This window comes from Mesorhizobium sp. BR1-1-6 (assembly GCF_020165355.1).
Lineage (GTDB): Bacteria > Pseudomonadota > Alphaproteobacteria > Rhizobiales > Rhizobiaceae > Mesorhizobium.
Genome location: NZ_JAIUHZ010000020.1, coordinates 76,050 through 98,733 on the forward strand (window position 1 = coordinate 76,050; position 22,684 = coordinate 98,733).

The 22,684-nt window shown below is 66.0% G+C and carries 22 protein-coding genes; 7 read left to right on the forward strand and 15 right to left on the reverse strand.

The features are described from left to right. Nucleotides 1–13: 13 nt before the first annotated feature. The 10 genes from LB545_RS26145 to LB545_RS26190 form a co-directional block, all read right to left on the reverse strand. Nucleotides 14–700, reverse strand: a complete 687-nt coding sequence (locus tag LB545_RS26145) for a hypothetical protein (protein ID WP_181174394.1) — start codon at nt 698–700, stop codon at nt 14–16. A 13-nt stretch (nt 701–713) separates the two neighbouring features. Further along, nucleotides 714–1,301 carry an invasion associated locus B family protein gene (locus LB545_RS26150; RefSeq protein WP_140500091.1) on the reverse strand — a complete coding sequence of 196 codons (588 nt, stop codon included), beginning with the start codon at nt 1,299–1,301 and terminating at the stop codon, nt 714–716. A 7-nt stretch (nt 1,302–1,308) separates the two neighbouring features. Next, nucleotides 1,309–5,712 carry a YadA-like family protein gene (locus tag LB545_RS26155; protein ID WP_140671004.1) on the reverse strand — a complete coding sequence of 1,468 codons (4,404 nt, stop codon included), beginning with the start codon at nt 5,710–5,712 and terminating at the stop codon, nt 1,309–1,311. Between the two features lie 196 nt (nt 5,713–5,908). After that, nucleotides 5,909–6,328, reverse strand: coding sequence for an AraC family transcriptional regulator (locus LB545_RS26160; protein WP_224519119.1), 420 nt, complete (start codon nt 6,326–6,328; stop codon nt 5,909–5,911). Between the two features lie 273 nt (nt 6,329–6,601). After that, nucleotides 6,602–7,351 (reverse strand): helix-turn-helix domain-containing protein, encoded by a 750-nt coding sequence (locus LB545_RS26165; RefSeq protein WP_224706058.1) that lies wholly within the window; start codon nt 7,349–7,351, stop codon nt 6,602–6,604. Nucleotides 7,352–7,899: 548 nt separating this feature from the next. Beyond that, complete coding sequence (locus tag LB545_RS26170; protein WP_140500096.1) at nt 7,900–8,100, reverse strand: hypothetical protein; 201 nt, start codon at nt 8,098–8,100, stop codon at nt 7,900–7,902. 187 nt (nt 8,101–8,287) lie between these two features. Further along, complete coding sequence (locus LB545_RS26175) at nt 8,288–9,379, reverse strand: BsuBI/PstI family type II restriction endonuclease (protein ID WP_140500097.1); 1,092 nt, start codon at nt 9,377–9,379, stop codon at nt 8,288–8,290. After that, the gene (locus LB545_RS26180) at nt 9,376–11,148 is read right to left on the reverse strand and encodes a class I SAM-dependent DNA methyltransferase (RefSeq protein ID WP_224706059.1); all 1,773 of its coding nucleotides are present in this window, start codon (nt 11,146–11,148) and stop codon (nt 9,376–9,378) included. Before LB545_RS26180 ends, LB545_RS26175 begins: the two co-directional genes overlap by 4 nt. Before the next feature lie 136 nt (nt 11,149–11,284). Next, a complete protein-coding gene (locus LB545_RS26185) occupies nt 11,285–12,829 on the reverse strand; it encodes an ATP-binding protein (RefSeq protein WP_224655998.1) in 1,545 nt (514 codons plus the stop codon). 253 nt (nt 12,830–13,082) lie between these two features. Then, nucleotides 13,083–13,724, reverse strand: a complete 642-nt coding sequence (locus LB545_RS26190) for a glutathione S-transferase family protein (protein ID WP_140521589.1) — start codon at nt 13,722–13,724, stop codon at nt 13,083–13,085. 220 nt (nt 13,725–13,944) lie between these two features. On the opposite strand from LB545_RS26190, the gene LB545_RS26195 reads away from it, so the two are divergent. Continuing rightward, on the forward strand, nt 13,945–14,250 hold the full coding sequence (locus tag LB545_RS26195) for a hypothetical protein (RefSeq protein WP_140500102.1): 306 nt from the start codon (nt 13,945–13,947) through the stop codon (nt 14,248–14,250). 247 nt (nt 14,251–14,497) lie between these two features. Beyond that, nucleotides 14,498–14,869 (forward strand): endonuclease domain-containing protein, encoded by a 372-nt coding sequence (locus LB545_RS26200; RefSeq protein ID WP_140521473.1) that lies wholly within the window; start codon nt 14,498–14,500, stop codon nt 14,867–14,869. Between the two features lie 200 nt (nt 14,870–15,069). Here the strand turns inward: LB545_RS26200 and LB545_RS26210 are convergent, their stop codons facing one another. From LB545_RS26210 to LB545_RS26220, 3 genes are all read right to left on the reverse strand, one after another. Then, on the reverse strand, nt 15,070–15,900 hold the full coding sequence (locus LB545_RS26210) for an aldo/keto reductase (protein WP_140521472.1): 831 nt from the start codon (nt 15,898–15,900) through the stop codon (nt 15,070–15,072). Nucleotides 15,901–16,060: 160 nt separating this feature from the next. Further along, the gene (locus LB545_RS26215; RefSeq protein WP_140521471.1) at nt 16,061–16,693 is read right to left on the reverse strand and encodes a glutamine cyclotransferase; all 633 of its coding nucleotides are present in this window, start codon (nt 16,691–16,693) and stop codon (nt 16,061–16,063) included. A 35-nt stretch (nt 16,694–16,728) separates the two neighbouring features. Next, nucleotides 16,729–17,949, reverse strand: coding sequence for a helix-turn-helix domain-containing protein (locus LB545_RS26220; RefSeq protein ID WP_140521470.1), 1,221 nt, complete (start codon nt 17,947–17,949; stop codon nt 16,729–16,731). Nucleotides 17,950–18,059: 110 nt separating this feature from the next. Here LB545_RS26220 and LB545_RS26225 point away from each other — a divergent pair, with 110 nt between their 5' ends. From LB545_RS26225 to LB545_RS30905, 3 genes are all read left to right on the forward strand, one after another. Next, entirely contained in the window at nt 18,060–18,812 is a 753-nt protein-coding gene (locus LB545_RS26225) for a DUF899 domain-containing protein (protein WP_140521469.1), read from the forward strand. Between the two features lie 120 nt (nt 18,813–18,932). Further along, nucleotides 18,933–19,253 (forward strand): hypothetical protein, encoded by a 321-nt coding sequence (locus LB545_RS26230; protein WP_140521468.1) that lies wholly within the window; start codon nt 18,933–18,935, stop codon nt 19,251–19,253. Nucleotides 19,254–19,285: 32 nt separating this feature from the next. Beyond that, a complete protein-coding gene (locus LB545_RS30905; RefSeq protein WP_263483591.1) occupies nt 19,286–19,414 on the forward strand; it encodes a hypothetical protein in 129 nt (42 codons plus the stop codon). 84 nt (nt 19,415–19,498) lie between these two features. Here LB545_RS30905 and LB545_RS26235 read toward each other — a convergent pair whose 3' ends face one another. Beyond that, nucleotides 19,499–20,497 carry a bestrophin family protein gene (locus LB545_RS26235; protein ID WP_140521467.1) on the reverse strand — a complete coding sequence of 333 codons (999 nt, stop codon included), beginning with the start codon at nt 20,495–20,497 and terminating at the stop codon, nt 19,499–19,501. Nucleotides 20,498–20,554: 57 nt separating this feature from the next. Next, nucleotides 20,555–21,169, reverse strand: a complete 615-nt coding sequence (locus tag LB545_RS26240; RefSeq protein ID WP_140521466.1) for a TetR/AcrR family transcriptional regulator — start codon at nt 21,167–21,169, stop codon at nt 20,555–20,557. A gap of 300 nt (nt 21,170–21,469) precedes the next feature. Here LB545_RS26240 and LB545_RS26245 point away from each other — a divergent pair, with 300 nt between their 5' ends. Both LB545_RS26245 and LB545_RS26250 read left to right on the forward strand, forming a co-directional pair. Further along, a complete protein-coding gene (locus LB545_RS26245; protein ID WP_140516079.1) occupies nt 21,470–21,949 on the forward strand; it encodes a (2Fe-2S)-binding protein in 480 nt (159 codons plus the stop codon). Continuing rightward, a partial coding sequence (locus LB545_RS26250; RefSeq protein ID WP_224706060.1) for an FAD binding domain-containing protein occupies nt 21,946–22,684 on the forward strand: 739 nt, incomplete at its 3' end. The genes LB545_RS26245 and LB545_RS26250, both read left to right, overlap by 4 nt.

The window sequence follows — 22,684 nt, forward strand, 5'->3', positions numbered from 1 at the left end:
CTATCCCGTTGTCTCACTTCGACGCCGACGCGATGGAAATCACCACGCAGCTATTGCCGGTCGGCAGCAGAAGCGCTTCGCCCGAATTGCCGCCCAGCTCGTACACTTCGACCTGGCCGAGATGGTCGGTGATCTTGCTGCCTTGCGGAAGAACGGACGGGATCTCCGAACACGGGCTGGCGAACGGCGCCACCCGCACCATCGCGCCTTCGCAGCCGGAAGCGGTGGGCGATGCGAAAACCACGCCGGCGGCCGGTCCGCTGTATTTTTCCGTCGCATAATCCATGCCGACGAGGGCCTGCACGGCGTGCTTGTCGGCGGCCTGGTCGTTCCACAAGGATTTGACGCTGTATTTAGAACCCGTCGTCAGCACCTGTCCGAGCACAGGAAAGATCGTCGAGCAGGCCTGCACCCCGGCCTGTTTGACATGTTCGAGGAAGGGCGAGTCCGGCAATGCGGGCGGCGCGATCCCGGCCTGTGCGGCCGTCGGGGTGCCGACGAGACCGGCGATCGCGGCATAGTTGGCGGCAGCGAAGCCGATGCCGATCATGGCCAGCCCCAGCAGCGAGAAGCCCAGGACGCGCGGCCACCGCCGCTGCGGCTCGGCGCCCCTCTTGCGATCGGGCTCGACGATCCTCTTGCGGTCCGGCTCCACGCTCGGGCCGCGCGCTGGGGAGATGGACGGGTCTTGCTGGCTCACGGTGCTGCCTCGGTTATTTGATTGGCGCAAGGGCCTCGGACAGCCCCTTGAGCGTTGCGGTCACGGTAATCGTCTGGCCGTCGACGGTCGGGTAGGAGATGGCCGGCGTCGCTTTCTGCACTATCTGCTGGCGCATGACGGGCCCCACCGGCAGCATGCCGACGCAGACCACTTCGTTGCAGCCGTTCAAGTGGACGTCGATCGGGTCGCGCCCGTCGAACTTCAGCGACACCAGGCCGTCGCTTTTGGCGTTCGGCGCGGTGCGCAGGATCATGTAGGGCTTGCCGTCCTGCGTGGCCGCGAGCGACCAGCTGAAGGCCATCCTGCCGGCCCCGTCCTCGATCACCTGCGAGACATTGCAGACCTTCTTGCGCGCCTTGAGGTTCTCGTCGCAGATCAGCGTCCAGTTCTCGAAGGGCCGGATGGTGCGCTGGTATTGGCCCAGCTTCACATCCGGCGGCACCGCCACGTCGGACGGCTTGATCCTGTAGGGCGCGGTCGCTTGCGCGGCGGCTGGCCCGGCGGCCAAGGACAGGCCGCCGGCAAGCGCCAGGCAGGTCAGGAGGAAAAGCCGGGCATGACGGCTGGTTGCCCCGTTCATTCCCGCCTCAGTTCAACGTGAAGCTCAGGCCGGCGCCGACACCGACATTTCCGCCCGCCGCCGTGCCCGAGACATTGCCGCGGATGCGGCCGTCCTCGCTGGTGTAGCCCGCGCCGAAGGCAAAGGCGCTGGCATCCCGCCAGAAGCCGCCGCCCGCCGCGACGCTCAGCTTTCCGGGACGGTCGTCGTAGCGCAGCGAGGCGGCGGCGAGGCCGATTGCCGCCGCTTGCCGGGCTTCGTCGCGGATGCCGCTGATGTCCGAATTCAGCTGGCCGAGTTTCTGGTCGGTATAGTCGTTGGCCTGTTGCAGGGTCGTGGCCGCCACCTTGTCGGTATAGCTGTTGGATGTGCTGATGGCGGTGTCCAGGCCCTTGGTCAGCTGGTTGACATTGACCGCGTCGGTGCCGGCGACGCCGGGTCCGACATTGGAGATGACGACCGGCGCGTTGACGTCGCCGCCTTGCAGCGTGATGGTGTTCGTCTTGGCGCCGCCCTGCGTGTCATAGGTCACCGCATTCTGGTTGAGATTTCCGACGCCCGTTTGCAGGGCCTCGATCGCCTGGTTGGAGGCGAAGAGCTGCGAACCGTTGATCGCGTCGGTGCTGTCGGCGGCGATCCGTCCGGCAGCGACATTGGTGATCGTCCTCTCCGCGCCGGCATCGCCGACGCTGACTGTTCCGGTCGGCGTCGTGCCGGCAAAGGCATAGGTCTTGCCGTTGATGACGGTGCTGGAGGTGCCGACGGCGCTCTGCGTCACCGAGCCGGAGCCGAGCGCCACATCGTTGGCGTTGTTGGCCTGCGCGCCCTGGCCGAGCGCGACGGCGCCCGTCCCGGTAGCGGTAGAGCCATGGCCGGCGGCCAGGCTGTCGTTGCCGCTCGCCACGCTTTCGGGTCCGATCGCCACGGCGTCGGTGCCGCCGGCGATACTGTCGGCCAGCGACGAATTGGCGTGGAAGTACTTGATGCCGCCGCCATTGCTGATGGTGGTCAAGGCATTGTCGACCGCCGTGAGCCCGTCATAGACGGTCGTGTAGGTGTTGCCCTGGACGGTGTAGGTCGGCCCGGTGATCGAGCCGTCGGGGTTGAGCGTGGTGGTGCCGCCGAACAGGTTGGTCACGTTTTGCGACACGCCGCGCAGCTGCGAGACGTTGACGCCGTCGGTGTCGGCCGAGCCCGCCGCGACATTGGTGAGCTTGCGTTCAGCTCCGGCGTCGCCGATCGACACCTCGCCCACCGAGGTCTGCGGGGCGGTCAGGGCAAAGGCCGCGTAGCCGGCCTGCGCGCCGACCGAGGTGATGGACTGCGCGCCCAGCGCCACGCTGTTGATGAAGGTGCTTTGCGCGCCGGCGCCGAGCGCCACCGACTGGATGCCGGAGGCGAGCGAATTGGTGCCGAAGGCCAGGCCGTCCGCCAGCATCACATGGGCGTTCTGGCCGATGGCGGTTCCGCCGGGCGCCGTCTGGTCGACGATGGCGCCGTTACCGATGCCGATGCCGTTATCGCCGTTGACGACCGTGGTCGGACCGACCGCGACCGATTCCGCGCCGACCGCCAGCGAGTCGGCCGCCACCGAATTGGCATGGAAATACTTGGTCGAGGTGGCCGACACGGCGGCGATGGCGCCCGCGAGCTGGCGCACCGTCACCGCGTCCTGGTCCTGCGTGCCGTCGGCGACATTGGTGATCTGCCGGTAGGAGGTGGCGTTGCCGACCGAAACGGCGCCGAGCAGCGCCTTGTCGGTGGTGTTGTACTGGATGAAGTTGGATGGGCCGGCGGGCAGTTGCCCGGTAGCCGGAGCGATCGGACGATCGGAGAGCGAACCCGAGCCGAGCGCCACGCCGCCGTCGATGCTGGCATTGCTGTCGCGGCCGAGCGCCAGCGCGCTGACGCCGGTCGCGGTCGCATTGTAGCCGACCGCCGTGGAACCGACGCCTTGGGCGAAGGAATCGGTCTGCGCCAGCCCGAACTCGTTGGTGCGGGCATAGCGGATGCCTTCGCCATTGGCGTCGGTGAAGACGGTCGACGTGTCGCCGGTGATGTTGTTGATCGTGTTGCCGAGATTGGTCACGCCAGCGCCGATATTGGCAATGTCGGTCGTGTTCTGGGTCACCTGCTGGTTGGTGGCGAAGAGCTGCGAGCCGTTGACGGCATCGGTCGAACCGCCGTTCAACTGTCCGGCCGCGACGTTCTGGATCTGGCGCTCGGCGCCGGCCGAGCCGACCGAGAAGGCGCCCGCCGGCGTGCCGCCGGCGAAGGTATAGTTGACGCCGCCGATCGTCGTGCCGCCGACATTGGTCGTGGCGCCCGACGTCGAATTCAGGCCGATCGCGACATCGCCGGCATTGTTGGCGACCGCATTCGGGCCGACAGCGACGGAATCGGCTCCCAGCGCCTGCGAATCCGCCAGCGTCGAGTTGGCATGGAAATACTTGATGCCGCCGCCGACATTGATGTTGTTGACGACGGCGCCGATGGCATCGACCGCCTGGTTGGTGGCGAAGAGCTGCGAGCCGTTGATGGCGTCGGTCGAGAGCGCGCTGATCCGCCCAGCCGCCAGGTTGGTGATGGTGCGTTCCGCGCCGGCCGCGCCGATGCTGACCGTCGAGGTCGGGTTGGTGCCCTGGAAGGCGTAGGTGGTGCCGTTGACCACCCCGCTGGCCGTGCCGACCGCCGTGGTGGTCACCGAGCCCGAACCGAGCGCCACGTCGCCGGAGCTTGCCGCCGCCGTCGCGCCATCGCCAATCGCGACATTGCCCGCAAGACCGGCGGCGCCCGCCGTCGAGCCGTTGCCCAGCGCCACGGAACCTTGCCCGATCGCCTTGTTGCTGTTGCCGATCGCGACGGCGCCGTTGGCCATGTTGGCCGCGGTGGCGGTCGCCGTGCCGTCGCTGTTGGCGATGTTGTTGGCGCCGCCGGTGAAGGCGCCGGTGCCGCTGGCATAGCTCGGGTCGCCGATCGAGACCGCGCCGTCGCCAAAGGCGGTGTTGCCGGAGCCGATGGAGACGGCCTTGCCGCCGGTCGCTACCGCATTGGTGCCCATGGCGACCGCTTCGGCGGAATCCGCCTTGGCGCTGGCGCCCAAGGCGATGGTGTTAGCCGCCGTCGCGTTGGTCGAGGGGCCGATGGCGATGGAATTGGCTCCGCTCGCGGTACTGGTGGCGCCTACCACAATGGAGTAGGCGCCGGACGCAGTGGAGCCTGCGCTGCCCACCACGGTGGCGCCGGCGCCAGTGGCGTTGACGGAAACGCCAAGCGCCACGGCCTGCGTGGCTGTCGCGTTGGTAGAGGAGCCCATGGCGATGGCACCGTCCTCCGTGGCATTGGCCAGCGTGCCGAGCGCCATCGCGTTGTTCTTATTCGCAAGCGCGCTGGTGCCGATGGCGATGCTGTTGGGCACGGCCGTGTCGGCCTGCACGCCTGCCTGCGCGCCCACACCGAATGCAATGGACTGGTTGCCCCAGGCGCTGGCGTTCTTACCCATCGCCGTGGCGCCCGTTCCCGTTGCCTTGCTTTGGCGTCCGATTGCGGTGGTGTCGACCTGAGACGCCGTCACGTCCGTACCGATAGCAATGGCGCTCTGGGCCAAGGCTCCCGTCCCGGCAGCGGTGCGCGAGCCGAGATAGACGGCGTTTATCGCGGTTGCGGTCGACTGGAAGCCGACGGCGACGGCATTTTGGCTGTTCGCAACGGTGCTGGTGCCTTGTGCAACAGCATCCAGCCCGGACGCCCCTGCGAACTGCCCAATCGCAGTGCTGCGCAGCCCGCTGGCTACGGATCCGTAGCCAGCGGCGAACGCATAGTTGTTGCTGGCCGTGGCGCTGACACCGACTGCGGTGGAGTTCCCTCCCGAAGCTTGGGCGTTGGTGCCCAGCGCGCTGGCCCCGGCCCCAGTGGCACCCGCGGCGACGCCGATCGCTACCGTGTTGATATTGTTTGAAATCGTACCGGAGCCGATCGCCACTGCGCCGCCGGTGCCCGTGGCCGACGCGGTGCGACCAATGGCGACGCCGTATTGCGCCGTCGATTGGGCCTGGAAGCCGAGCGCTATGGCCCAGTTAAGGCTGGCGTTTGAGCCGTTTCCGACCGCGATGGCCTCGGGAGCGGTCGCCGAACCGCCGCCGGCCTGATATTGCGCCTGAGCCGGCGTCGCGGCCATGCCGATCGCGAAGGCGCCCAGCGTCACGGCTGTCCCGAGCGCCCCGCCGACGCCCAGCGTTCCCAGCCCCAAGCGCTTGCGCCCCATGCCCAGCGCACGATGCGCCATGCGCAGGACCGCCATCAAGCGGCGCCGGGCCGAACGGGACCGAGGATCGCCATTCGCGATCCAGTGACTGGCGAAATGCGCCGCACGGCGCTGAACAAGGAGCGAGCCGCCCGAAATATGGCCGCCCGAAATATGATTGTCGGTCATGGTTCCCTCTCCGCTGGCCGGCACGAAATGTCTGACACTTCCACTCCACAGCAGGAAGACATGATTCCCCTTCGCGGTATTTCACGAAATTGCTGTCTCGTGAGAAAAGATACGAGCATATACGCGGAGGTTAACGGCTCGTTACCTTAGCAACTGCTTTAAAATCAAGTAATCAAATAATGACGAGAGCGCGGCTTCATCTAATCTTTGCGTTAAACTTGGCCGCCCGCGCCTGCATCGGCGTCATCTGCCGATATTTCTTCATCATGGTGGTGAAGTGGCTCTGGCTCGAAAACCCGCTGAGATGGGCGATGTCGGCGATGGTCATGCGGCTGTCGGCAAGAAGTCTTTCCGCGAAGTCCAGCCTGAGATCGAGAACATATTGATGCGGCGGCATGCCGAACGTCCTGGAGAAGGCGCGCACGAAGTGGTACGATGAAAATCCGCAGACGGCGGCCATTTCGGCAAGCGCCAGCTTGCGCGAGAAGTTCTCGTTCAGGAACTCCTGCACCTTGCGCGCACTGCGGGCGGAAAGCCCGCCCTTCACGTTGAGCAGCGGCTGCCGGGCCGAATTGGCTCCGGAAACCGATCCGGGGGGACCATCAGCGCCCGGCATTTTTCGGCCTCCCGATATTTCCAAGATGAACTTCAACCCGAGGCCTCCCTCCCCGTTCCCCCGAAAAACAATTCGTGATTGATCGAAGCGGGCCCGCATCGCCAGCCCCGCTCATGTGATCGATCCGGCCGGATGGCAAGCAATGCGCGAACCGAATGGCATTCCAAATGACTCCAGCAAAGCTTGGGGCACAGGTGGTGACGGACGTATTTTGAAAAACTCCGGAAGCCTTGTAGGAAATTCCGGTCTTGGCTCGCTGGCCGGCAGCTGTTGCTACTTTGCCATGGTCGGGCTTTCAATTCCTGCGGAAAGCGTCACCAGTCTGCCTGGCGTTCTTCCCCTGTATCTCTTCATGGTCGCGGCCAGGTGGCTCTGATCCGAAAATCCGGCAAGGTAGGCGACTTCGGCAATCGGCAACTCTCCGCCGGCCAGCAGCTTTTCCGCGAGGTCGAGACGCAAGTTGATCAGATACCGATGCGGCGGCATGCCGAATGTCCCGGCGAACCTTGCGATGAAATGATTTGGTGACACCCCCGCGACCGACGCGAGCTCGGCGACCATGACTTTCCGCACGAAGTTCTGGTCGAGATACTCTCGCACGCGTCGGGCGCCAACGGCGGAGAGCCCGCCTTTGGGCGACGCGGCCTGCCTCTTGCGACCCGTATAACCGCGCAGCAGATGCACCCCGAACACCGTCAGCAGCGAGTCCAGATAGAGCTCGTTCGGCGGCAGCCTGTCGGTCACTTCGGCAACGATCATCCGGGCTATGTTGAGCGCCCTCAGGTCAACCGTGCCGAACGCGGGCGGCTCGAGCTTGACGTCCGGGAGGTCGAACTCATGGGCCGCCAGCTCGGACAGCGCTTCGGGAGAGATCGAAACGACGGCGTTCTCCCTGGTCTGCGACCAGGCCAGCGTGCTGTCGACGCCCGCCGGATTGACGACGAGACAGCCGACCGGCGCATCGTACTGCGTGATCCTGTCACTGCCGAGCGAGGCTCTCAGCTTGCGTGCCGGCCTCAGCACAATCCCCGTGGAATGCTCCCTGGCCAGGAATTTCTGCGATCCCGGACTGCGGACGGAATAGATGACGCTTCCGCGGGCGGTGGCTCTTCTGGGACCAGCACTTTCCGGAATGATATCCAGGACGTATCGAGCTGTCCGCTCTTGATCGACGCCCTGGGAATCGCCGCTTTCCCGAGCCCCGCCCGCATGTTTCATACGTGTTGCCTCAGCCGGCTTACCGCCGCTTGGTATCCCCTTCCCCTGACCCGGAATCAACGTAACGCACACGCCTCGAATTGAAAAGAACTTCCACGCGCAAAGAAAATTCTTTATTCGAGATAAGAAAGAAGAACTGACCGTCGAAGGAAGTTCAGCAGCATTTCTGTCAATAGCGAAGAGCCTTGACGGATCTTCGCTTCAGGATTCGTCGGCCCGGGCGTAAGCCGGCAACGCATCGGTCACGAAGAAAGAGTTCACATGCGAGGCTGTGTCGGCCCTGTGGTTCGACAGCGTTGTTCGGCATCAGTGGCACGCAACGGCGCGGCGCGGAGCCAGTCGTTCACGGCCGTCTATTGCGGGTCCCCGCGACCTTTTTCGTAAAGATCCCACGCGAGTTCCACAAAAGCCAGAAGCACATCATCCTTGTCCCAGCCGGCCGCGACAGCCGCCTCGACGATTTCGCCCACGAGAGGCAACAATTGGCGCTGGCAGGCGAGCGGGATGTCAGCCTCGGATTCATCCACCGGAGGTCCATCGAAGTTGAACTTCATCGTTTGGCGCTCCCCTCGCCATCAAACGAAATGCTACTCGTTCCCAACAAACGAAGTGCTATTCGCCAGACCTTATTCCTATACAATAACTCCAACATTAAACATAGCAGGCTAGGCCGCCAACGGAGCGCAACACCGGATAATCCGTGTATCGACCGGCTGTCCTAGTGACGCTGGGGAAGCGTTATTACATCACTGTCCAAGGCAAGCTGCCGAATGGACGCCCGTCGGCCGCGCCGTCATGAAGCACGAGGAGTTGGCCGGGTTCGGAGACGAACCAGGCGAACGAGCCCCAGGCAAGCTGCGCGACGGTCTTCTTGAAGCCGGCGGACTGGCGATCCTGGTAGGCGGTCAGGAACGCGATCTGTTTTCGGTCGAAACCGGCCGCGTCCGTGACAGCATGGAGGGCATCGCGCCGGCGATCCGTGATCGCGCCATCGGTCGCCACCACTTCCACGAACAGGATCAACGGCTCCTTGCGGCCGAGATCGGCGAGGATGATGTCGGGCAAGTTCCTGTCGGCCTCGATCTTGAGGCCGATCGCACTGGCGATGGCGTCGTCGCGCAGGACCACCTTGTTGCCGCTCTCGCTCAGCCACAACATGGCAGGGGCGGCGAGAAACCGTTTGGCGAACACCTCGATGACGGCTTGCGCGATGACCGAACTCGGTCCCGGCGCCAAAAGCCTGGTGTCGCCGTTCGGAAACGTGACGCGGATGCCGGCGGTGTTGGCGACAGCGCCGGCGCGCATGATGGTCACGCGGGCCAGCGCGCCCTTGCTGAGATGCGTTTCCTGGAAGTCCGCGATGGCGGTTTCCAGCGCCTCGCCTTCCAGCGCCGGGTCGAACAGGGCTGCAAATGCCGCCCTCAGCGCATAGCGGGGCTGGCCTGAAGTCGTCGGCAGATCCTCGCGACGCAGCACCGCGCCGATCGCCACCAGCCCGTCCCGCAGCGTCTCGTCGCGGATGGGCTCGCGCGTATTGTCCGCGTACCAGCGTGATCCCGCGACGGCGCCGTTCTTGCGCAGGACAGTTGCGGCGTAGGCATCCCGATCTGCATCGTCCGCCAGCGCCGCCTGCTCGCGGGTCATGCGATAAACATGGACAGGGCCCAGGAATCGCCCCGAACCCTCGACGGCGCCGATGTAGAGAGCGGCGAACACGGTGCTGGCGGCAAGTTCGCGGATGCAATAGATGCGGTTCGGCGTGCCTTCCGGAAAGATCAGCGGCAAGCGCCCGGCGACAAGATCGCGCGTCGCATAGGGCGGCCGTGCCGTCATGCAGGCTCACCGTAGAGGCGGCTGCATTCCGCCTCGATCTTTTCGCGCGTCGCACCGGCTGCGACGAGCTTCGCCAACGTGCTGGTGCTCTTGGGCGGCGGCAGCGGCAGCGCTTCCAGCTCGAAGGCGGAAACGGCGACGCTGCCGCTGATGCAGCGGAAAAGATCATCGACGACGCGGCTGTTCAAAAGCGCCGCCACGACCGCTGCCGGCACCTTCGCGCTGCCGGTCGCGCGGACCATGTTGAGATGGTTTTCGACGACGACGCCGCCATGCGCATCGATGAATTCCTGGCGAAGTTCGGCGGCAATCAGGCGCCGGGCCTGTTCCTTGGCGGTGGTGCGCTGGACGAGGATGCAGGGCGCCTCGACAAGCAGCCAGCCGTCGCCGGCCTCCAGCTTGAAGTAGGGAGCGTGGTTCTTCTTGCGCGCGCGATAGGCGAACTGGCCGTCGGCGGTCACGGCTTCGGCCCAGATCAACGGATGCACCCCCTTGCCGCCGGCGCGATCGCGCAATTGACCCTTGAAGCGGTTCCAGACCAGCGGGCCGGTCGAAACCCCATAGCCCCAGTCGACGAGGCGATGCGTCATCGTCTCGGCCCGGGCGATGAGCCGGCTGTGCTCCGGCGTGCGCGGCGCAAGCCAAGGCATGGCGTGGTCCGATGGCAAGCCTATCGTGCCGTTGCGGGCAATCCCGGCCTCGGTCTCGGAGGCGACGGTCAGATAGTGGATCTGCGCGCGCCGCGGCTCCGCGCCGTTGACGTAGACGGCAAGCAGCGTCTCTTGCAGCACATCCTCGAAAACGCCGCGCCGCGCATGCACGAAGTCGATCGCGACGGGCGGCGCCTCCTTGGCCAGAAGGCTGCGCAGCGCCGAGTAGTATTGGCCGCCGAGAAAGCTTGTCGGCGTCAGGAAGGCGATGAGGCCGCCAGGCTTGGTCCAGCGCAGCGCGGCGTCGGTGAAAACGCCGTAGAGATTGGCGTGCCCGTAGAGGCCGCGCGCATAGCGCTCGCGCAATCGCGACGGCAGCGAGACCCGCCCATAGGGCGGATTGCCGACGACGAGATCGAAGACGGGTTCCGGATCGGCTTCAAGCGTGTTGCAGGCCGTCACGATGGCGGGGGCGGCGCGCCCGGCCCTGGTCGCGATATCGGCGAGCGCGATCTCCAGGGCGCCTTGCGCCAGCCGCGCCGCGAGGGGATCGAGCTCGAAACCGGCAAGCCTGGTGCCGACATGGCTGAGCGCGAAGGCTGGCTCGCAATCGCCGAGCGCGGCGATCATGCGGTGCGCGGCATGAAACAGAAACGTCCCACCGCCGGCGGCGGGATCGAGAACCCGTGCGCTGCGCCAGTCCAGGCCCTCTTCCTCGGCCTGGTCGAGCAGGCGATTGACCAGCGCCGGCGGCGTGTAGAAGGCACCGCGCTCACCGCGCTCCCTGGTCGGCAGCAGGACCGGATAGAGGCTGGTGACGAGATGCAGCGCTTCGAGGATCGGCAGCCGCGCGGCGGTCTCCCCGATGCTGTGCGCAAGCGCGGAAGCCGGCTCGTCCAGCGCCTCCGTATCGAAGGCGAGCGAGGGGCAGATCGCCGGGGAAATGCCGAGGGCCGCCGACAAGGCCTCCAGCGCGCGCCGGGTCAGCGAAACCGCATAGGTTTCGCGGTCGCATTCATCGATCGTCTCGCACCATGCGCGCGCCAGCAGGCGAGCCTTCGACAGCTCCGCGCGCGCCACTCGCAATGCATCAGCCACCGAGCGCAAGACGGCAGGCAATTTCGACCCGCGAATCTGTGAAACTTTTCCCATCGCCCTCGACCGTACCGCGCAAGACTCACCGATGCGATAGAGTATCACATGTTCTCGTTATGTTCCAGTGGAAAACCGCAACCGTGCCGCGCGCATGCATTGATCACAGCGCCAGGCTACCCTGCTCCGTCTCCTCGGTATTGGGATCGCCCGGCGCCGCGTTGCGGTCGCCCGGCGCCGCATTTGGGTCGCCCGGCGCCGTCGCCCAGGCGAGTTCCACCAGCGTGACGGTGCGCCGGCCGGTACCGTCGAGCTGGCACACGATCAGGCCCTGCTCTTCGATGTAGGTGAGCAGGCGCCGGGCGCGGCGCATGGAGTGCGAGCCATAGGCGCGGGCGATCGCGGCGTCGCTCGGGCAAGGCCAGCCTTCCTTGGCCGCGCGGGCGATCATCATGAACACGCCCTGCATGTCCTCGGGTAGCAGCGAAGCGCGCACGGAGACGTCGCGCCACGCATCGTCCTCGGCCATATCGGAGCCGACGCCGGCGCGGGCGCGCGTCAGCATGCGGCGAAACTCCTGCAGATCGGGCACGACCGAGGCCAGTCCCTCGATGCGGCAGCGCACCACGAACTCCTGGTAGAGCACGCCGATGACGCGGAAGCCCGCATCGGGCTCCGCCAGGATGGCGCGCAGGATGCGGTCCATCCGCTCGCGCCGCTCCGCCAGGTCCTCGGCGCTGGGCGCCGGCTCGGCCGGTTCGGGGCGGATCTCCAGCGCCGCCGACTTCGCCGCCATCAATTGGTCGAGCAGGTCCGGCGATGTCATCCGCCGCTGCGGCCGCGCGGCCTCCGGCGGCGGTGCCGCCAGGATGATCGCGCGGGCATCCTCCAATGCCGCTTCCGGCAACGGCATCAGGCGCGGCGTGCCGTTGCGCGGGCTGGTATCCGTCGGCCCGATGCGCAGGCCGAGCGGGCGGCGCGACAGCGCCGGGCCCAGCGCCATGAAATGCCCGCGCTCCAGGTCGCGAAAAGCCTCCGCCTGCCGCCGCTCCATGCCAAGCAGATCGGCCGCGCGCGCCATGTCGATGTCGAGGAAGGTGCGGCCCATCAGGAAATTGGACGCCTCGGCCGCGACGTTCTTGGCAAGCTTGGCCAGTCGCTGCGTGGCGATGATGCCGGCAAGCCCGCGCTTGCGGCCGCGGCACATCAGATTGGTCATGGCGCCGAGCGAAAGCTTTCTCGCTTCGTCGGAAACTTCGCCGGCCACCGCCGGCGCGAAAAGCTGCGCCTCGTCCACCACCACCAGCATGGGATACCAATGGTCGCGCGCCACCTCGAACAGCCCGCCGAGGAAGGCGGCGGCGCGCCGCATCTGGTTCTCGGCGTCGAGCCCTTCGAGATTGAGCACCGTGGAGACGCGGTGGATGCGCGCCCGCTCGCCGGCGCTCTGCAACCCGCGCTCGGTATGTTCCTCGGCATCGATCACCAGATGGCCGAAGCGTTCGCCCAGCGACACGAAGTCGCCTTCGGGGTCGATGATGGTCTGCTGCACCCAGGGCGCGCTCTGCTCCAGCAGCCGGCGCAACAAATGAGATTTGCCGGAGCCCGAATTGCCCTGCACCAAAAGCCGCGTCGCCAGCAGTTCCTCAAGGTCCAGCGCCGCCGGCGCGCCGGCGGTCGTCTGTCCCATCTCGATCGCAACGGTCATGTCAGACTCAGCCGCTCCTTCGCAGAGGGACTTATCAATCCGATTGCAAAGCGTCGAGCGCCGATGGCCGCCAGTTGGGCGTTGCGCACAGTTGTGCGAATGCTGCCTGCCTGATGCAACATCCGGCGGGCTGAACGATCGCATGACAAGCGCGCAATCGTTTCGGATGCACGTGAAAACAAGCAGTTGAAGCGGAATCGCGATTCAAGCCCTGAAGCCTGGTCGACCGCTCCCGCGTCGTCTCACGCGGGCATCACCGTCCGGGGACCGGGGCCAATGCGGGCGCGTCCAGCCCCTGGAACGGATCGCGCCAGGCCTCGATCTCTTCGAGCCGGCGATACCAGCGCTCGATTTGGGGATAGTCGCCGAGCGGCAAGCGGGCGGCGTCGTTGAAGGGTAGGAACGTCGCCATGCGGAAATCGGCATAGGAGACCGAAGTCCCGGCCAGCCATGGCCGCCGGCCAAGTGCCGCCTCGAGGATCGGCGCCGTCCTGTGGAACTGTTCCAGTCCCTCCGCGACCTTTTCCGCGTCGATCGGCCCGATGCCATAGCGCTGCTTGGTGCCGCGCTCGAAATGCACGATGTCGCAGGCCCTGACGAACTCCTCCTTGCCCCAGCTCAGCCAACGGATCATCTCGGGTTCGCCGTCGCCCGCGCGCCAGAAATCCGAACCCAGGTCGCGCGAAAGCCGGCAGGCTATGGCGTCCGCTTCCCAGAGGCTCCCTCCAGGCCAGGCCAGCAAGGGCAGGGAAAGATTGGGATTGAGCGGACGGAACCGCTCCGCCTGCCCCGGCGCCATGGGCGAAGCGAATTCGAACGCGACTTTCGCCCCGAGGTGACGAGCCACCGCGACTCCCAGGCGCGGATTGGGGTTGCGGCTGAAGAACAGTTTCATCTCCGCGTCCGCCCCGTGCGGTTTCGGCCCGACCTTGTCACTCGCCATCGCCTCGCTCCTTGTTGCGGCATGCACGCCAAGGACGGATAGCGCCGATCGAATCCGACAATGCGGTCGCGACCGCAAGGACCGGTTTGCGAAAAGTCCGGGTTGACCGCTTCCGGACGCGAGGCGACTATCCCTCTCGAAGCATGGCAATGGATCTCGAGGAGGATGAGCGATGGATGAGCCCGACCGCTGGCGCCACATGTCAAGCGCGCCCAAGGACGGCAGCCGGATCCTCGTCACGGTCCGGCCGTCCGAGCAGGGGCCGGCGGAAGTCGACCTCGCCTATTGGTCGGATGGCGACCAGTTCGGCGAAGAAGGCTGGCGCGCGTCGGACTCCTCGCCCGGCCGCATCGTCGAATATGCCGAGCCGGAGCTGAAATGCTGGATGCCGATGCCCTCGGCCAACCTCGCCCGCGCCTCCATGCCCTCGCCCTGGGAAGGCGACGACGCCCAGCAGCTGGACGGCTCGGGGATTTGAGGCACTGAAGCTGCTGATCTCCTGAGACGCCGGCGGGACAGCCCCCTCTGCCCTGCCGGGCATCTCCCCACAAGGGGGGAGATCGGCTGTCGCGAATGCTTTCGCCAATCTTCAACGTTGAAGAATGTAGCGCCGGAGCCAAAGCTGCCAATCTCCCCCCTTGTGGGGGAGATGTCCGGCAGGACAGAGGGGGGCGCCGTAGAGTAAAAACGTTGGTGACCAACTTCAGCATCAAGCCTCTCACACCATGCCACACACACCCTTGCCCCCAAGACACCGCGCTAACGCGAAATCGATGCGCAGGATCATGACCGATGCCGAACTAAAGCTCTGGAACGAGCTGCGTGCGCATAGGCTGATGGGCCTGGGCTTTCGCAGGCAATTCCCCATCGCCGGCTACATCGTAGACTTCGCCTGCCCGGAGAAAAAGCTGATTGCAGAGGTCGACGGTTCACAACATGGCGACCCGGGTCTTGCCAATGCTGACGAGGCCAGAACCAAACGCTTGGAACAGGATGGCTGGATCGTCTTGCGCTTCTGGAATGACGATGTCATCCGCGACATAGACAATGTCTGCCAGCATATCGTTATCGCGGCTGGTTTGGCAGACGCGCCCTGACAGGCTGGCGGGACAGCGCCCCCCTCTGCCCTGCCGGGCATCTCCCCCACAAGGGGGGAGATTGGCAGCTTTGGCTCCAGCGCCACATTTTTCAAAGTTGAAAATTGGCGAAAGCATTCACGACAGCCGATCTCCCCCCTCGTGGGGGAGATGTCCGGCAGGACAGAGGGGGGCGCCGTAGAGTAAAAACGTTGGTGGCCTCAAAACAAGAACGCCGCCGTCGCAGGGTTCGGCCCGACGCGGCCATCGGTTGAATCCATGCCGCGGATGGCCTTCAGGTCCTGCGCGTCCAGTTCGAAATCGAAGACGTCGAAATTGGCCGATATGCGGTCCTGGTGAACCGATTTCGGGATGACGATCAGCCCTTCCTGGAGGTGCCAGCGGATCATCGTCTGCGCCGCGGACTTGCCGTGCTTTGCGGCGATGCCTGCTATGGTCGCGTCGCTGAGCAGCCTGCCGCTGCCGAGCGGGCTCCAGCTTTCGGTGTGGATGTTGTGCCGGGCATGGAATTCCCTGATCTCGCGCTGCTGGAAACGCGGATGCAGCTCGATCTGGTTGACGGCTGGCGTGACGCCGGTTTCGCCGATGATGCGCTCCAGGTGATCCCGGTTGAAATTCGACACGCCGACCGATTTGATCCGGCCGGCTTTCTGCAGCTCGATCAATGTCTGCCAGGCCTCGACATATTTGTCCTGGCTGGGCACCGGCCAGTGGATGAGGAACAGGTCGATCTGTTCGATGCCGAGCTTGTCCATCGTATCGTCGAAGGCGCGCAATGCGGCATCGCGCTGGTGCGCGCCGTTGCGCAGCTTCGAGGTGATGAACAGCTCGCCTCTCGGCACGCCCGCGCTCCGGATCGCCTCCCCGACGCCCTTCTCGTTCTGGTAGCCTTCGGCGGTGTCGATCAGCCTGTAGCCGGCCTTGATCCCCCAACCCACCACCTTGGCGGTGATAGCGGGATCGACTTGCCACACGCCAAGGCCGAGCCGGGGAATGGTCGAGCCGTCGTTCAACGAAATCTGTTCAGGCATGGTCTGGTCCTCTGCGAAGATGGTCCAGCCTATCTAGGCCCGGCATCGGGCAACGGCCAGCCGGCGGCGGACAAATTGCCGAATCTGTGATCGACACAGACGATGCTCCTGTCGCTTGTCCGCAGGCGTCGGCACGTGAGCTCACCGCAAAGATCAGCCCTCATTTCGGTCGGCGCACGGTCCTCACCACGCCGCCCGGGCCGCCGCCGCAGAAGAAGCGGTCGCCGCCGTCGGATTCGAGCCCCGACACGCCCTTGCCGGGCGGCATGTCGAGCCGTTCCAGCACGTCTCCGTTCTCCGGGTCGACGCGCCGCACATCGCTCTGGTCGCCTTCCCAGGTGCCGTGCCACAGCTCGCCATCGACCCAGGTCACGCCGGTGACGAAGCGGTTGGATTCGATGACGCGCAGGATCGCCCCGGTCTCAGGGTCGATCTGGTGGATCTTGCGCTGGCGGTTCTGCCCCACCCACAACGTGCCCTCGGCCCAGGTGAGGCCGGAATCGCCGCCGCCGCCGGGCGCCGGAATGGTGGACAGCACCGCGCCGGTGCCGGGATCGATCTTCTGGATCCGGTCCTTGGCGAGCTGGTAGAGGTACTGGCCATCATAGGCCGTCCCGGCATGCGCGGCGACATCGATCGAGCGCACCGCCTGCCCGCTCTCCGGGTCGAAGGCGGTGAGCCCCTTGCCCGAGGCAAACCAGACGTTCTGCCCATCGAAGCTCACCCCATGCACGCTGTCCACGCCCGCAAAGGGGCCGTATTCACGCAGGATTTCGGCCGCCGCATGTTTCATGTCTTCATCCTCACCCTTGATCGTGTGATCCATTCCTAGCCGTTCGGCAACGGCGCCGGGAGTAACAAGGTGGTCGTGAAACCCGCCACCGGCGGCGTCATCCAGCGGCGCGCCCGGCCGTGGCCGAACCATTGCACCTTGCCGGTCTCGGCAAGCTGCTCCAGCGCGCGCTGCACGCTGCGCTGGCTGGATGCGAGCGCCAGCGCCAGTGCCGAGCTCGACCAGGCTTCGCCGTCGGCGAGGAAGGCGAGCACTGCCGCATGCCGCTCCTCGAGAGGCCGCGCCAGCACCACCACTTCGCCGCCCCGTTTCGGCGCCAGCGAAAAACCGCGCTTCGTCGCCTGGATGTCGGCCAGCCCGCGCAGCTCGGCGCGCAGCCGGCCGATCTCGACCCGCAGCCGGGCGCGATGCGATTCATCGGCGTGCCTGCCGCCGAAGGCCCTGGCGATGAGCGCCGCACGCGGCATGTCGCCGGGCCAGGCCTCGGCCAACGCGCGCGCCAGCGCAAACAGCACCGGGCGCGTCGCCAGAGAGGCCCGCGCCTCCTGTCTGCGCACGGCATAACGAAGACCGTCGACCACCAGCGCTTCCGATGCCTGCAAGGTCTCGACTTCCTCGAGCAGCAGCGGATGCTCCTGGCCGTTCGCGATCAGCCGCGCCGCCGGGGTTGCCAGCACCCGGAACGCGCTGTCGACCTCGGCCATCAGTCCGGGAATGCCGGCCCGCCATGCGGCGTGGCGGGCCCGCTCGAGTGCCGCGCGCGCGGTCTTCGTCCTGAGGCGCCGCATGGCGATGCCGGCGACGACCAGCTCGTGCGCGGCCCGCGAAGCCGGCGGAAACGGCGTCGCATCGAGCCCGGCCAGCACCTGCTCGGCCTCGTCGAGACGGCCGATCAGCAACAGGAATCGCACTTCCAGGTGCCGCGCATGCGCGGCGTTCAGCCGGTCGCCTTGCTTTTCCAGCGTCGCCCGCGCCGCGTCGAGCGCCTTGGCCGGCCAGCCGAGGTCGCGCGAAACCAGCGCGATCTCGGCTTCGGCGATGACGCATCTGGCGCGCGCCACCGCTTCCCTCGGCCCGAAGGTGCGCCCCGCCCGCCGCAGCAGAGCCCTGGCCCGGTCGAGATCGCCGAGCTGCGCCATGGCGATGCCGCGCAGCGCCAGCGCCGGCGCGTCCTCGCGCAACGCCACGCGGTCGAGCGCGCCGAGCGGGTCACCCGCCGCCAGCAACAGCCCCGCGGCCGTGATCAGCGAATCCATCAAAAAAATCCCGCCACGGCGAATCCCGCCACACTTGTAACTCTCACCATCCCGCTGTCCGGCGCTATGTCAGTCGCGTCACATCAAACCGGAACAGCGAGGCAAAAGCCATGACCAAGCAAATGCACACACCGCCGATCGTTTCCCAGCAAGCATGGGAGGCGGCGCGCCAGCAGTTGCTCGTAAAGGAGAAGGCGACGCTCCGCGCCAAGGACGCACTGGCCGCCGAGCGCCGGCGCATGCCGTGGATGGCCGTCGAGAAGGATTACACGTTCGAAGGCCCCAACGGAAAAGCGAGCCTGCTCGACCTGTTCGAGGGCCGCCGCCAGCTGATCGTCTACCGCGCCTTCTTCGAGCCGGGTGTGTATGGTTGGCCCGATCACGCCTGCCGCGGCTGCTCGCTGGGCGCCGACCAGGTCTCCAACCTCGCTCATCTCAACGCCCGTGACACCACGCTGGCCTACGCCTCGCGTGCGCCGCAGGCCGACATTGCGCGGCTGAAGAAGCGGATGGGCTGGGCAATGCCCTGGTACACCATCACCGACAGCTTCGACAAAGACTTCGGCGTCGACGAATGGCACGGCCACAACGTCTTCATCCGCGACGGGGACCGCATCTTCCGCACTTATCTGATCAACAACCGCGGCGACGAGGCGATGGGCACCGTCTGGAGCTACCTCGACGCCACGCCGCTCGGCCGCCAGGAGGTCTGGGAGGACTCGCCCGAAGGCTATCCGCAGACCCCGACCTACAAATGGTGGAACTGGAGCGACAACTACGACGCCGACACCGCGCCGGACAGGAAATGGGACGAAGTGTCTGCTGCCGGCGAGGCGGCGTTCCGCAACAAGGACGCCCAGTAGAGCCTGGCTAGAGCGCCGGCTCGACGCAAGCGCAGCCGGACGCTCTTCGCAAGGCGGCAGCTTTCCCAGGATTGCTGCTGCTTTCCGGGCTCGCGCCAATGCGCAACCGAGGAGAAAGACATGAGCGACATCCATACAGACGCCCTTCCCTGTCCCGATCAGGACGCGGCCCGCCTCGGCATCGCCGACTGGCTGGGCCTCGCCGCAGCGCCGACCTTCGCCCTGATGGCGCTGCTGGCCGGCATCTTCGGCGGCGATGCGGCGATGCTGTGCATGGGCACTTCTTCGCCGCTCACCGGCATGCCGGCCATGTACCTGCTGATGAGCGCCTTCCATCTGGCGCCTTGGCTGCGCGTGATTTCCAACAGGCAGGCGGGCCGGGAGAAAGCAAAGCGCTTGGAGAAAACTCTGCAAAAACAGAGCATTGCGCAACCAGTTTGAATCGCCGATGCAACCCACCAAGGAGAAGAACCATGACACGGACGAGTGAGACGCACGGTCCCGACACACGGGAGCCGATCGAGGCGGAGCCGACACGGCGCGGCGACGAGCCCTCGCAACCCGCCAAGGGCTGCCCCTGGTGCACGCCCGAAAAGACCTGACGCTTCGACGGCGGAGCGGCGCGCCGCCCAGGCGCAATGAAGCCGGCCGTTCGCCCTGCTCATCACCGCCAAGCGCGCTGGCGTTTACGTCGCGATGTCGTTGACAGGCAGCAATGGCGCGGGAAGGTCGACCTCGCCGAGCCCGGTCCGCATCTCGATCTCGATGTCGCGGCAGATCTGCGAGATCGGCACATCGTTGGCGTTGCCCTCGAAAGGGTTGGCGCTGCTCTCGCCGACCTGGTCGAGCGACATGTATGCCCAGCCCAGCAGCGTGCTGAACGGGATCGTCAGCCAGATCGCGATCGAGCTCAGCGCCCCGCCGAATTTGCCCATCTCGGCGAAGACCGGAACGACGCCGAACGGCAACAGCGTGCAGAAGATCATGACGAACATGGAACTGACGATGGCGTATTGGCGGGGATAGGGATTGTTCTTGATGCGGTCGCAGCGCGCCTGCTGGTCGTGGAAGTCGCGGATGAGTTTTGTCAGTTCGCCATAGATCTGCGGAGGAATCTTGGCATCCTTGAACAAGCCGTTGACCTGCACCGATTGCATTTCGAGCAAGGCGATCGCCGGGCGGGGCGATTTCAGGACGCCCTCGGTCTGCTCGGCCAGCAACGGCCGCAATTCGTCGGCGATCGAGCCCGTATCCTCCTGGACATGGTAACGCCGCCGGTATTCGATATTGGCGGCCCGCGCCATGGATTCCCATGGCATCGGCCGCCGCAGCGCGAAACGCAGCGCCGTCATCCAGGCGATGTGGCGATAGATGAGTTGCTTCGCTGTCGGGGCGTCGGTGAAGTCCCTGCAGAAATTGGACCACAACCGGCTGCTGGCCGTGATTTGCGCAAACGCCTGCAGCGCTTCACCGCTGCGGGTAAACACCTGCGAATTCTTGAAGCCCGCAACCAGTGACACCGTGGTGCCGAGCACCAGCACGACAGACCACGGCACCGAGAACCCGGCAAGTCCGGGAAAACGGTAGGCGGCCACCGCCAGTCCGCTCACCACCACCATGTAGATGACGCTGCGCCGCGACCAGAGCGCGAAATCCATCACCTTGTAGGAACGGCCCACATACATAAGATGCCCCCAAATCGCGGACGTGCCCGCTAGCCGCAGGCCAGTCTCCAGTCGCCCTCACCTAGCCTTGGCGGCGCCGAACCGCAATCCGTCCATCAGCAGCCGGACCAGCCGGCGCGAGCGATCGCGCCAATCCGGGGTGTCGGGCGCCGAATAGATGCCGCCCAGCGCGTGCAGCACGTCGGACGCGTCGACATCGCCACGGATGGTGCCCTCGGCCACCGCCGCCTCGACCAATTGCCGCAACGCCGCCGAGACCCGACCCGACGTGTCGGAATAGAGATTGGCATTCGCAGTCAACAGGATGCGCAGGCTGGTCGCAAGCCCTCGCTTGGTGGCGATATAGTCGACGAAGCGCCGCATCCATTCTTCCAGCGCGACGTCGGACGGATGCTTTGTCGCCAGTTCGTCGGCGGCCGCGCACAGCCCTTCCACCTCGCGCCGGTAGACCACCTCGACCAGGTGCTCGCGCGTCGGGAAATGGCGGTAGAGCGTGCCGATGCCGACGCCCGCGCGGCGCGCGATCTCCTCCAGCGAGGCATCGATCCCGCGCTCGGCGAAGACCGAGGCCGCCACCTCGACCAGCCGGTCGCGGTTGCGCTGCGCGTCGGCGCGCAACGGCTTGGCCTCTGCGGTCTTCTGGTCGGGGATGGCGGACGGCTCTGCGGCCAATTTTTTCTCCACTGTCGAAATATGGGGCTTGAACCCCATCGGGTCAGCCCCCACGTAATAAACGGAGGCGCCTCCGCTTTAGTGGAGCACCTTTATCATATAATCAGGGGAACCGGTATGTCACGTGCTGAAAGCTTGCAAGCCAAGGCCGATATTCGTCAGGGATTGGTGAAGGCGCCGAAGAGCGTAATCTCCCCCCGCGGGGGGAGATCGGCCAAGCTGACCACATTGCGCCTTGCCCTTCCCCGCCCCGACACCACTTCATTTCCCTCAGCGTCAAGCAACTGGAGCCAGACGCCCATGACGAACACCACAATCCCCGTCCATCTCGATATCAACGGCCAGCCGCATACGCTGGACCTCGAACCGCGCGTCACGCTGCTCGACGCCTTGCGCGACCGCCTCGGCCTGACAGGCACCAAGAAGGGCTGCGACCACGGTCAGTGCGGCGCCTGCACGGTGCATGTCGACGGCGAGCGCGTGCTGGCTTGCCTGACGCTGGCGGCACAGGCCGAAGGCCGCACCGTCACCACCATAGAGGGGCTTGCACGGGAGGGCGAACTGCATCCCGTGCAGGCTGCCTTCCTCGATCAGGACGCCTTCCAGTGCGGCTATTGCACATCTGGCCAGATCATGTCGGCGGTCGCCTGCATCCGCGAAGGCCATGCCGGCTCCGATGACGAGATCCGCGAATACATGGCCGGCAATCTCTGCCGCTGCGGCGCCTATCCGCACATCATCGCCGCCGTGCGCCAGGCAGCGCTGGAGGCCGCGTCATGAGGGATTTTTCCTATCTTCGCGCCGCCTCGGTCGACGCCGCACGCCAAGCGGCCGCCCTGCCCGGCGCCATGCTGCTGGCCGGCGGCACGACGCTGATCGACCTCGCCAAATGCGGCGTCGCCGAGCCCGATAGCCTGGTCGACATCAGCCATCTCAAGGGGCTCGATACCATCGAGATCGACGAGCGCGGCGCCGTCATCGGCGCGCTCGCCAGGATGAGCCATGTCGCCGACCACGCCGGCATCAAGGGCGGCTTTCCCGCCGTCTCGGAGGCGCTGTGGCAGGCGGCTTCGGCGCAGCTCCGCAACATGGCGACCGTCGGCGGCAATCTGATGCAGCGCACACGCTGCCCCTATTTCCGCGATCCCTCGAATTTTGCCGCCTGCAACAAGCGCGAGCCCGGCAGCGGCTGTTCGGCGATCGGCGGCGTCACCAGGGGCCATGCGGTGCTCGGCACCAGCGAGGCCTGCATCGCCACCTATCCCGGCGACCTCGCCACCGCGCTGGTCGCCTTCGATGCGGTGGTCCATCTCGGAGAACGCCGCGTCTTGGTCGACGACTTTTTCCTGCTGCCCGGCACCACGCCTCAGAAGGAACACGCGATCGAACCGGGCGAGATGATCACCGCCATCGAAATCCCGGGATCCGCCGCCGCCCGCCGCTCGAGCTACGTGAAGGTCCGCGACCGGCAGTCTTACGAGTTCGCCGCCGCCAGTGCCGCCGTCGGCCTCGAAC